Source organism: Thioclava sp. UBA3469, from assembly GCF_002378135.1.
In the GTDB taxonomy this organism is placed as follows: Bacteria; Pseudomonadota; Alphaproteobacteria; order Rhodobacterales; family Rhodobacteraceae; genus Thioclava; species Thioclava sediminum.
This window is the reverse complement of the sequence record NZ_DFRG01000069.1, coordinates 1-10034: the sequence shown is the minus strand read 5'-3', so window position 1 is coordinate 10034 and position 10034 is coordinate 1. Positions and strand designations below refer to the sequence as shown.

At 64.6% G+C, this 10034-nt stretch carries 13 protein-coding genes; 6 read left to right on the top strand and 7 right to left on the bottom strand.

The features are described from left to right. On the bottom strand, positions 1-294 hold a 294-nt coding region (locus B3D39_RS06185; protein ID WP_286789514.1), incomplete at its 3' end, for an aminopeptidase P family N-terminal domain-containing protein. A gap of 346 nt (positions 295-640) precedes the next feature. On the opposite strand from B3D39_RS06185, the gene B3D39_RS06180 reads away from it, so the two are divergent. The 3 genes from B3D39_RS06180 (at position 641) to B3D39_RS06170 (ending at position 3719) form a co-directional block, all read left to right on the top strand. Beyond that, positions 641-2299 (top strand): BCCT family transporter, encoded by a 1659-nt coding sequence (locus B3D39_RS06180; protein WP_078572177.1) that lies wholly within the window; start codon positions 641-643, stop codon positions 2297-2299. 221 nt (positions 2300-2520) lie between these two features. Beyond that, the gene (gene aroQ / locus B3D39_RS06175; RefSeq protein ID WP_274962554.1) at positions 2521-2958 is read left to right on the top strand and encodes a type II 3-dehydroquinate dehydratase; all 438 of its coding nucleotides are present in this window, start codon (positions 2521-2523) and stop codon (positions 2956-2958) included. A gap of 161 nt (positions 2959-3119) precedes the next feature. Then, positions 3120-3719, top strand: a complete 600-nt coding sequence (locus tag B3D39_RS06170; protein ID WP_078601543.1) for a DUF2927 domain-containing protein — start codon at positions 3120-3122, stop codon at positions 3717-3719. Here the strand turns inward: B3D39_RS06170 and B3D39_RS06165 are convergent, their stop codons facing one another. The 3 genes from B3D39_RS06165 to B3D39_RS06155 form a co-directional block, all read right to left on the bottom strand. Next, positions 3720-4457: a sulfite exporter TauE/SafE family protein gene (locus tag B3D39_RS06165; protein WP_078541317.1), complete on the bottom strand. Its 738-nt coding sequence runs from the start codon at positions 4455-4457 to the stop codon at positions 3720-3722. 67 nt (positions 4458-4524) lie between these two features. After that, positions 4525-5478: an aldo/keto reductase gene (locus B3D39_RS06160; RefSeq protein WP_274962555.1), complete on the bottom strand. Its 954-nt coding sequence runs from the start codon at positions 5476-5478 to the stop codon at positions 4525-4527. 19 nt (positions 5479-5497) lie between these two features. Then, complete coding sequence (locus tag B3D39_RS06155; RefSeq protein WP_274962556.1) at positions 5498-6208, bottom strand: SDR family oxidoreductase; 711 nt, start codon at positions 6206-6208, stop codon at positions 5498-5500. 227 nt (positions 6209-6435) lie between these two features. On the opposite strand from B3D39_RS06155, the gene B3D39_RS06150 reads away from it, so the two are divergent. Next, complete coding sequence (locus B3D39_RS06150) at positions 6436-7107, top strand: phosphoribosyltransferase (RefSeq protein ID WP_274962557.1); 672 nt, start codon at positions 6436-6438, stop codon at positions 7105-7107. 13 nt (positions 7108-7120) lie between these two features. On the opposite strand, the gene B3D39_RS06145 is transcribed toward B3D39_RS06150, so the two are convergent. From B3D39_RS06145 to B3D39_RS06135, 3 genes are all read right to left on the bottom strand, one after another. Beyond that, positions 7121-7546 (bottom strand): DUF2267 domain-containing protein, encoded by a 426-nt coding sequence (locus tag B3D39_RS06145; RefSeq protein ID WP_078523151.1) that lies wholly within the window; start codon positions 7544-7546, stop codon positions 7121-7123. A 38-nt stretch (positions 7547-7584) separates the two neighbouring features. After that, positions 7585-8007, bottom strand: coding sequence for a c-type cytochrome (locus B3D39_RS06140; protein WP_274962558.1), 423 nt, complete (start codon positions 8005-8007; stop codon positions 7585-7587). Between the two features lie 79 nt (positions 8008-8086). Beyond that, positions 8087-8656: an Hsp20/alpha crystallin family protein gene (locus B3D39_RS06135; RefSeq protein WP_274962559.1), complete on the bottom strand. Its 570-nt coding sequence runs from the start codon at positions 8654-8656 to the stop codon at positions 8087-8089. 191 nt (positions 8657-8847) lie between these two features. On the opposite strand from B3D39_RS06135, the gene B3D39_RS06130 reads away from it, so the two are divergent. Together B3D39_RS06130 and B3D39_RS06125 are read left to right on the top strand one after the other, a co-directional pair. Further along, positions 8848-9687: a universal stress protein gene (locus tag B3D39_RS06130; protein ID WP_274962560.1), complete on the top strand. Its 840-nt coding sequence runs from the start codon at positions 8848-8850 to the stop codon at positions 9685-9687. An 8-nt stretch (positions 9688-9695) separates the two neighbouring features. Next, positions 9696-10034: host attachment protein (locus B3D39_RS06125; protein WP_286789513.1), on the top strand; the 339-nt coding region annotated here is incomplete at its 3' end.

Below are 10034 nucleotides of genomic sequence, written 5' to 3'. Positions count from 1 at the left end.
GGTATAGGTGATGTTGTCGCCATGGCAGCGCCGCCACGGCTGCGCGGCATCGATCCCCGCCGAGATCGTCACGCTGTCGCTCGCTGTCACGACCAGCGCATAGGGCCGCCCGAAGGCGCAATACAGAAAGCCCGAGTAATAGGCGATGTTGTGCATCGAGGTGAACAGGCAGGCGTCAATGCCCGCCTCATTCATCGCCGCGCGCAGACCCGCGAGCCGTGCATCGTATTCGGTGGCGGCGAAGGGCAGGATGCGCTCGCCTTGGTGAAAGCGGTAAAAAGCAGGACGGTCCATCGGCACTCTTCCTTCTCAGAGGCCGCAGCGCGCCGAGGGACGATCTTCCCCCGTCGCGCGCTGCGACAAAGCAAGATCCCGGCGTGCAGGATGGGTGATCGGGCGGGCGCAAGCTGCGCCGGCGACGCCATCGCCTTCAGCCCTGAGCGGCAGATTGAGCGAAAATCTCCTCGCTGCCAAGTCCCCTCATTCCGTCGCGTGCGATTTGCTTTTTCACAAATCGGCGGAACCCGGCGCACGCATGAAACATTGATCGATCCGAGGGAACCCTGCCGAGACGTGCGGGGATTGGGCGCCCAGTTTCGTCAACCGACGCGATCCGGCGCACCAACAGAAAGGGAGACCAATGCACGATAAGATGCCGCAAGAACGGCTGTTCATATTCCCCAAGGTCCACAAGACGGTGTTCCTCGTCTCTGCGGTCCTCATCATCGGGTTCATCATCTTCGGCGCCATGTTCAGCGATCAGGCCAAGGCGCTCTTCACCGGCTTGCAGGACTGGCTCGCGACCAACCTCGGTTGGGCGCTGATCGTCGAGGTGAACCTGTTCCTTGCCGCAACCGTCTTTCTCGCCTTCGGACCTTATGGCGATATCCGACTGGGTCGCATGACCGACAAGCCCGCTTACGGGCTTTTTTCATGGACGGCGATGCTGTTCTCGGCCGGGATCGGGATCGGTCTGATCTATTGGGGCGTGGCCGAGCCCCTGTATCACTTCTTCGCCCCGCCCGTCGGCGAGGCGGAAACCCAAGCCTCCGCCCGGCAAGCGATGACCATCGCCTTCATGCATTGGGGCTTCCAGGCCTGGGCGATCTATGCGGTCGTGGCGCTGGCGCTGGCTTATTTCCACTTCCGCAAGGGCCTGCCGCTGACGATCCGCTCGGCGCTCTATCCGCTTCTGGGCGAGAAGATCTACGGGCCGTGGGGCTCTGCGGTCGATATTCTCGCGGTCTTCGGCACCATGTTCGGGATCGTGACCTCGCTCGGCCTTGGTGCGATGCAGATCAATTCGGGCCTCGGCACCGTCTTCGGCATCGACCAATCGCCCTTCGTGCAGATCATCATCATCGCCTGCATCACGGCGGCGGCGACCCTGTCGGTCGTGGCGGGCCTCGATGGCGGGATCAAGCGGCTGTCGAACCTCAATATCGGCCTGTCGATCGTGTTCCTCGCCTTCATGGTGATCGTCGGCCCGACCATCTTCATCTTCGACCTCTTCGTCCAAAGCTATGGCGACTACATCGCGGAGCTCGTCAGCTGGGGTTCCTGGACCGAGGCGTGGCAGAAAGACGGCTCGTGGCAGAATAGCTGGACCATCTTCTACTGGGCGTGGTGGATCTCCTGGTCGCCCTTCGTTGGCGTCTTCATCGCGCGCATTTCGAAAGGGCGCACGATCCGCGAATTCGTGGTGGGCGTGATGCTGCTGCCGACGACGATCATGTTCTTCTGGTTCTGCGCCTTCGGCGGCACTGCGCTCGACATCTCGTTGGGCGGTGACAGCACCATCGTGGATGCGACGAAGAACGCCTATGGCGACGCGATGTTCGCGCTGCTCGACCATTTCCCGGCGGCGAAGGTGATGTCGGGCTTCACGGTGATCCTGATCGTGATGTGGTTCGTGACCTCCTCGGACTCGGGCTCTTTCGTGATCGACATGCTGACTGCGGGCGGCGATGCCGATCCGCCGAAGGTTCAGCGGATCTTCTGGGCGATCACGGAAGGCGCGGTGGCCTCGGTGCTGCTGCTCGCAGGCGGGCTGAACGCGCTGCAGGCGGCGGCGGTCGTGGCGGGCTTCCCCTTCGCGATCGTGTGCTTCTTCATCCTCGTCGGATTGCTGAAGGCGCTGCGATGGGACCCCTTGATGCTCTATCGCCACAACCAGCGCTACCAGAGCGACGAGGAGGCCGATCACGCGATGCCCTCCGAATTGCCGGGCGATCTCTACGGGGCCGATCCGACCCCACCACCGGCACCGCAAGGGGCGCAGGCGAACCCTGCCGAGTGATCGCAAGACCCATGACGAGAGAAGGCCGGGCCACAGCGCCCGGCCTTTTCATGCGGGAAGGACCGGGGCGCGGCGGCGTCCGGGATGTCTTGATCGCGTTGAGTTGGTCGAGGAACGCCCCGCTTTTGCTGGACGCGAACCCGCGCAAGGCCCTATAGCTTGGGGAAATGATCCGCGCTGGGGCAGGGCGCGCCCGTCCCACGCGCCATCCGGAGCGCAGAATGTCGAAGACCATCCATATCCTCAACGGCCCGAACCTGAACCTTCTGGGCAAGCGCCAGCCCGAGATTTACGGCTCGGACACGCTCGAGGACGTGGAGCGGATCTGCCGCGAGGAGGCGCAGCCCAGGGGCTTCGAGGTCGCGCTGTTTCAGTCGAATTTCGAGGGCGAGATCGTCGAGCAGATCCACCGTGCGCGCGATGCGGCCTGCGCCATCGTGATCAATGCCGGCGCCTATACCCACACCTCCGTCGCGATCCTCGATGCGCTCAACACCTTCGAGGGGCCGGTCTTCGAAGTGCATATTTCCAATGTTCACAAGCGGGAAAACTTCCGCCATCATTCCTTCATCTCGCAACGCGCGGAGGGGGTTCTGGCAGGCTTCGGGATCGAAGGTTATGCCTTCGCCACCCGCCGCGCCTGTTCGGTTCTGAGTTAAGAGAGGGCTTTAAGATCGGTCTGCAACTATTTGAGAAATCAATAAGTATTGCCCGCGGTCTCGCCCCCGGCGCGACCTGCCTTGCGCTTGCACTCAGCCTCGCGCTCCCCGCGCAGGCGCGCGACACCGCCGCTGATCGCAACATCGCCAATTCCGGCAAGATGAGCGATCGCGACTTCTACCGGGCGATGGCCTGCGCCGCGCGACCCGGGGGCGCCTGCACCTTGCCCTATCGCCGATGGGCCGCGAGCAAGTGCCGCGATCTCACGGTGGGCATCGCCTTCCGGTCCAAGCATTTCCCCGCCAAGCGCGCCCATGCCATCGAAGAGGCCGCCCGCGCCGCGATCGACCAGATCAACAAGACCGGCGCCGCGCTGCATCTGAGCTATGCCGGGGCGCGTCCCGCCGATATCAATCTCTATCTGACCGATACGCCCGTGGGGGGCACCGTGCGGGGAACGCCGTCGATGCGGCTCAACGGCAGGCGGTTAGGACCGGGCACGGTCGCGAAGGTGACGTTCTATTGGCAGACGAATACGGGCCGGATCACCGATGCCGATATCGCCTTCAGCCGGGACATCCAGATGCGCGATATCCGCTCGGTCGTGCTGGAGGAAATCGTGCAGTCGCTGGGCTTCTCGACCGATCTGGAAGACCCATACTACACGCAAAGTTCGATCTTCTCGGAGAATGGGAATTCGGTCACGCGGCTGATCGGGCAGGACGCGATGACCCTGCGCAGCCATTACCCGCCGCGCTGATCACATCACCTGCATCCCGCCGCGGATCAGCAGCAGGACCGACAGCACCGCCAGCATGATCTGGATGACCCGCATGTAGAGCTGCTGCGACAGCCGCGCGGTCAGCCAGCGCCCCGCGACGGTGCCCGCGATGCCTGCCACCGCAAGTCCCGCGACGAGCGACCAGTTCAGCCCGTCGAGCTGGCCGATCACCCAATAGGCGGGGAGTTTCACGATATTCCCGATCGCGAAGGCGATGGCGATGGTACCCGCGAATTCCAGTTTCGGCAGTTTCTGCGGCAAGAGATAAGCCTGCACCGGCGGCGCGCCGGAATGGGTGATGAAGCTCGCGATGCCGGTCAGTGTGCCCCAGAACAGCCCCGGGACGACTTTCGCCTCGGCTTGGCTGTCGTCATGCCGCTTCAACCACGCCCGCGCGACATGCCAGATACCGATCAACCCAGTGAAGACCAGCAGCGCCCATTCGGGTGTGTAGGGCGTGATAAGGGTCGCGATGGCCACACCCGCGAGGATCGCAGGCACAAGGATATAGAGGTTCCGCTTCGAGAAATGGTGGCGGTAGAGCCAGACGCCGACCCAATCGGTCACGATATAGACCGGCAGCAGCGTCGCCGCCGCTTTCACCGGGTTCATGAACAGCGCCAGCATCGGCACTGCGATGGCCGCGGCTGTCGAAAGCCCACCCTTCGACATCCCGACGATCAAGGCCGCCACGATCAGCAAAACGGTTTCATACATGTACATGGGGTCCGGTCGGGAGGGGAGGATCGGGCGGCCCGACAGGCCACCCGGGAGTTAGGAGATATTAAGCGCCCGCGTCGGTCAGACGGCGCATCTCTTCGTCGGTCAGGCTCATCTCGACAGCCTTCGCGAAGCTTTCCACCTGCGAGAGGCTTGTGGCGCTCGCGATCGGAGCGCTGACGCCCTCGCGGTTGATCAACCATGCCGTCGCGACCTCGGCCGGTTTCGCACCTTTCTGGCTGGCCACGTCTTCAAGCACGTCGAGGATCGCCATGCCGCGATCTGTCAGGTATTTCTCGACCATTCCGCCACGCTTGCGGCCCTCAAGATCGGCTTTCGAGCGGTATTTGCCCGACAGGAACCCGGCGGCGAGCGAGAAATAGGTGACCACGCCGATATTCTCGCGCAGGCAGAGATCGCGCAGCGGCCCGTCGAAGCCGTCACGGTCATAAAGGTTATATTCCGGCTGGATCACCTGATAGCGCGGCAGCCCCTCTTTATCCGCGGTCTCCAGCGCCGCCGTCAGCAGATCGGCATCGTAATTCGAGGCCCCGATCGCGCGCACCTTGCCTGCCTTGAGCAGTTTGTCATAGGCGGCCAGCGTCTCGGCATGGCTGACGCTGTCATCGGGCCAATGCGAGAAATAGAGATCGACGTGATCGGTCTTGAGCCGCTCCAGCGAACGGTCGATGGCTTTGGAAATCCACTCCGCGCCGAGGCCCTTTTCGCCCGGTCCGCCCATATCGGAGCCGACCTTGGTGAACAGCTTCACCTTGTCACGCATGCCGGGACGCGCCTCGAACCAGCGGCCCAGAACCGTCTCGGATTCGCCGCCCGAATTGCCCTCGGCCCATTTCGAATAGACGTCGGCGGTGTCGATCGCGTCGAACCCGTGGTCGATGAAGGCGTCGAGGATGCGGAAGCTTTCGGCCTCGTCCAGCGTCCAGCCGAACACGTTGCCGCCAAAGACGATGGGGGCGATCTCGAAGCCTGTCGTGCCCAAGGGGGTGCGTTTCATGGGAGGTCCTTTCGCTTGCTCAGATCAGCAATCCGCCGCCTTCGACAAAGACGGTGGAGCCGGTCATGTAAGGGTTGTCCATCAGGGCGAGCGCCTGAATGGCGATATGTTCGGGCAGGCCGACCTGGCCCGCGGGCAGACGCTCGGCCGCATTGTCGAACATCGCGCGGCGTCCATCGCCCTGAAGGCTCTCGTACATCTCGGTTTTCACCAGCCCGGGGGAGATGCAGTTAACTCGCACCGGCGCGAATTCCAGCGCGAGGCCACGGGTCAGCCCTTCGAGCCCTGCATTGATCGCGCCCTGGATCGCCGCGCCGGATTTGGGCCGTTGCGACAGAAAACCCGAGGTGAAGGTGAGCGATCCGCCTTCCGCGATCTTCGCCACGCGGGCGAGGCGGTAGGCGCCCCAGAATTTCGACTCGAAAGAGGCTTGGGCGTCTTCCAGCGGCAAATCCTTGACTGCGGCGACCTTGGTGCTGGCCGCCGAGCAATAGACATGGTGCCACTCGGGGCGCGCGCCGAAGAATGCCTCCAGTGCGGCGGCGTCGCCGGTGTCGAGCGTCACGCCCTCGACGGAACCGCCCAGCCGTTCGCAGGCCTCGTCGATCTTCTGCGCCGAGCGTGAGGCGATCGTGACCTGCGCGCCGCGCGCGAGCGCCGCCTGTGCCACGCCGAAGCCGATCCCCGATGAGCCGCCGACGACGAGAATGCGGTTATCTTTCAAACTCATGGCGATGATCTCCTGCTCGCGGGCTGTCGCGCTCAGGCATGCGGCGACCACTCCAAATCGACATAGGGCCGCGGGTGAGGCGGTCCCGAATTTCTTTTCACTTTGTGCGGAGCACGGCGCGGTTGGGCGGCGATTGTGTCGGTGTACCGTTGTCGAAAATCAATGCCGCGCTCTCGATGGCACGGCACGCTGGCTTCCGACCGCGTCCATGGGCAAGGGAGGCCCGCATGAGTGATCTCGAAGGCTATACCGACCGGACCGAGGCGGGGATCATCCTCGCGCGTCAGCTTGAGGCCTATCGCGGGCGCGACGCGGTGGTTCTTGCGCTGCCGCGTGGCGGAGTGCCGGTCGCGTGGGAGGTGGCCGAGCGCCTGGATCTGCCGCTCGATCTTGTCTTCGTGCGCAAGCTCGGCGCGCCCAGCAATCCCGAAGTGGCGCTTGCGGCGATCGCGGGGCTGCGTGGCGAGGTGCTGGTGCGCAACGCCGATGTGATCCGCGCCAGCGGCTGCGATGAGGCGACTTTGGAGGGCCTCGCCGCCCGCGAGCGCGAGGTGATCGCCGACCGGATCAAGCGCTACGGCGCACCGGGGCTGCCGCTGGCCGGGCGGGTCGCGATTATCGTGGATGACGGGGTGGCGACGGGGGCCACGATGCGCGCGGCATTGCGGGCGGTGCGGGCCGCCGGTCCCGAAGAGCTGGTCTGCGCGATCCCGGTCGCGTCAGAGGACGCACTGGAGGCGATCCGCACCGAGGCCGACCGCGTGATCTGCCCGCTGGTGCCATCGTATTTTGGGGCGGTCGGGGCCTATTACACCTATTTCGGGCAGGTTCCCGATGCGGAGGTCGCACAAATCCTCGCCACCGCGCAGGCGCGACCGTCGCGCAAGGATCGGGCGTAGCGGCCCCTTTCGGTCAGGCCAGCAGGCTGCGCAGCGAGTGGCGCATCGCTTGCGTCACCTGCCGATATTCGCCCTCGGAAATCCGTTCATGCAGCAGATCGAACACCGCCGCCACTTCCGCTTCGGGATCGTCGAGCGGTCGGTCGGCAAACGCCTCCGCCACCCGTCCGACAAAAGCGTCGCGATTGCGCGGATGCGCGGGTTGGCGCGAGGGCACGAACCCGTCGTAGTAAATCCCGCGCAGCAGCACCGGAAGCTGCGCCCCGAGATCGGCAGCCTCCGCGGTGGTCAGGAAATCGCGGATCGCGTGCAAGGTCGTGCGCAGCAGCAGATAGGCGTGGCTGCGGTCCTTGTTGTCCAAGCGATATTCCAGATCGTTGAGCCATTCCGCCACGATCTGCGGGGCGTGGTCGATGGCACTCAGGCCGGTCACTTTCATCGGTCAAACCTCCCGGTTGGAGCGCTGAGGACGCTGCCTCAGCCTTGAATGCTTGCGAGATATTCCGCGATCAGCAGGATTTGCCCGCGCGTGTAGACCTCCGCGTTAAGCGCGCCGACCGTCCCTGCGGTCTCTTCCATCATCGTCGGGCCGAAGCTGGGCATCGCGCCCCGGTGGAAGGGCATCTGTTGGCCCCCGTCGATCAGATGCACGACCCGCGCGAGCGGAAATTCACCATTATTATTCGCCGAAAGCTGGGTCAGCGCCGGCACTTGCGTGGTGAAATATTCGCTGAGCGGCCCGTCGCCTGCCGCGCTCTTGCCGTGGCAGGTGGCGCAGTAATTCTGGTAAAGATCTGCCCCCATCTGCGCCGCGGTCATCGGGCTGCTGGAGGCCTCTTCCGCGCTGGCGGGCAGGGCCCATGCGAGGGCTGCGAGGGTTGCAAATACGGGTCTGGTCATCGGACTGTCCTCCCGGTTCAGGGGGCGGCCCGTCGCGCTGACAGTTCGGGGCGCGAAGGGCCGCCCGGGTGATGCGCGCTCATCGCGCCTTGACGTCGATGCGGCGATCTTTCTCGCGCGCTTCGGCGGTTTTCGGCAGGGTCACGGTCAGGACCCCGTCGCTCAGAACCGCCTCGATGCGGTCGGGGTCGACCCCGCGCGGCAGAGCGATCATGCGTTCGAGCCTGCCGGAACTCCGTTCCTGCACGACGTAGTCGCCCTCATGCGCCTCGCGCTCGCTGGTGCGTTCGCCGTGGATCTTGAGCCGCCCGTCTTCGAGCTTGAGCTCGATCTCCTCGGGCTTGAGGCCGGGCAGGTCGACGCGCAACTCGTAGCTTCCGTCATTCGCGACGAAATCCATCGCCGGGGCGGAGAGAGCGCCAAAGCCCGCTGGCAGGCTCAGAGCGCGGGACCAATCGCGTCCGGAATGTGTGAAATCGTCGAAAAGGCGATCGATCTCCGCGCGCAACATCCCGAACACATCGCGCCCGCGCGCAGGCGCAGAAGCGCTGGTGGCGGCGCCTTTCGCGGGCGTTTCGGCACTCGGGGTCTTGCTCGTCGGCGGGGTATTCTCGTGTTTGATGCCAATCTCTTTGGCTTGAGGTGTCATGCTGGATCTCCCGTGCGAAGAATCTCAATGATGGAACGGCATCAAGCTTTGATGACCGGCGCGGCACCCGCATTGACGGCGCGCATAGCGGCGCGCGGCCTCGCGAAAGGATCCGACGTTGCGCACGATCAATGCCGTTTTGCGCGCAGCGCCGTAGGTTCGGGCCGTTGTGACCACTCAGGAGCCCCAAGATGATTCCGCGAACCATTGCCGCTGCCTTTCTAGAGACCGACGAAGCCCGCTGGCTCGCCCCGATGGCGGCCGCGCTGTGTCGCCGCTTCGAGGCGCATCTGATTGGGGCGCATGGCGTCGAGCCGCTGCCGTTGTTGGGCGGCGATCTTGCGAGCGATCCGATCGTCTATCCCGAATTCGTCGAATGGCAGCGCAAGGAGGCGGCTGAGATCCGTGAGACGTTTGAACATGCGCTCAAGGCCGAGGATGTGCAGGGCGAATTTCGTAGCCCGAGCGGTGCGCGTGACGCGCTGATCGATTTTCTCGTCGATAGCTGCCGCGCCGCCGACCTCGTCATCTCTGCCCGGGTGCCGGGCCATGTCGGGCGCGCGGGCGACGTGCGTATGCAAGAGCAACTGATCCGCCAGGCCGGGCGTCCGGTGCTGGTGGTGAGCGAGGCTGCGCAACTCGATAGGCCCGCGAAGCATATCCTCGTCGGGGTTTCGTGCAGCCGCGAGGCGATGCGGGCGGTGCATGACATGCTCTATCTTGCGGCGCATGGTGCGCGGATCGATCTGCTTTCCGTGTCGCCGTCGGAAGGCGAGCGGGAGGCCGTGGACGATCTGCGCGACGACCTCGCGGCGGCGCTGGACCGGCGCGGCTTCGACGTGACGCTTCTGGATCGGATGAAGACGACCTCGGAAGCCGGCGATGCGTTGCTCCACACCGCGCGCGAACGCGGGGCCGAGATGATCGCCGTCGGCGCTTACGGCCATTCGCGGCTCTATGACTTCGTGATTGGCGCGGTGACCACGCGCCTGTTGGAAAAATCCCACCTGCCGGTGCTGTTCTCAAAATAGGTGAGCCGATGCGACAGCCGAAGAAAACCGAATGGATCGTTGTGATGAACGCCGCCAGCGCGCATGTGCTGGCGGATGCCGAGGGAAGCAAGGCGGTCTTCGAGCTGGAAGCGCCGCATGAGAGCCCGCGCGATAAGGCGGGTCGCAGCTTCTCGAGCGGGTCGCCCGGGCGGCGGGCCACGATGGCGCCGCATGGCGATCCGGACCACGCGCCGGAGATCGCTTTCGCGCATCAGCTGTGTGATCGTCTCGAAGAGGGCCTCGGGCGAGAGCAATTCGACACGCTCGTCCTCGTCGCGCCGCCGCGGATGCTGGGCGCAATGCGCGATGCCATGTCCGCGGCTCTG

What these genes read in the sequence shown, in the direction of transcription:
- B3D39_RS06170 (WP_078601543.1), top strand. Translation starts at nt 3,120, where the DNA reads ATGAGCGATCGCGACTTCTACCGGGCGATGGCCTGCGCCGCGCGACCC.
- B3D39_RS06150 (WP_274962557.1), top strand. Translation starts at nt 6,436, where the DNA reads ATGAGTGATCTCGAAGGCTATACCGACCGGACCGAGGCGGGGATCATC.
- B3D39_RS06165 (WP_078541317.1), bottom strand. Translation starts at nt 4,457, where the DNA reads ATGTATGAAACCGTTTTGCTGATCGTGGCGGCCTTGATCGTCGGGATG.
- B3D39_RS06180 (WP_078572177.1), top strand. Translation starts at nt 641, where the DNA reads ATGCACGATAAGATGCCGCAAGAACGGCTGTTCATATTCCCCAAGGTC.
- B3D39_RS06140 (WP_274962558.1), bottom strand. Translation starts at nt 8,007, where the DNA reads ATGACCAGACCCGTATTTGCAACCCTCGCAGCCCTCGCATGGGCCCTG.
- B3D39_RS06135 (WP_274962559.1), bottom strand. Translation starts at nt 8,656, where the DNA reads ATGACACCTCAAGCCAAAGAGATTGGCATCAAACACGAGAATACCCCG.
- aroQ (WP_274962554.1), top strand. Translation starts at nt 2,521, where the DNA reads ATGTCGAAGACCATCCATATCCTCAACGGCCCGAACCTGAACCTTCTG.
- B3D39_RS06130 (WP_274962560.1), top strand. Translation starts at nt 8,848, where the DNA reads ATGATTCCGCGAACCATTGCCGCTGCCTTTCTAGAGACCGACGAAGCC.
- B3D39_RS06145 (WP_078523151.1), bottom strand. Translation starts at nt 7,546, where the DNA reads ATGAAAGTGACCGGCCTGAGTGCCATCGACCACGCCCCGCAGATCGTG.
- B3D39_RS06155 (WP_274962556.1), bottom strand. Translation starts at nt 6,208, where the DNA reads ATGAGTTTGAAAGATAACCGCATTCTCGTCGTCGGCGGCTCATCGGGG.
- B3D39_RS06160 (WP_274962555.1), bottom strand. Translation starts at nt 5,478, where the DNA reads ATGAAACGCACCCCCTTGGGCACGACAGGCTTCGAGATCGCCCCCATC.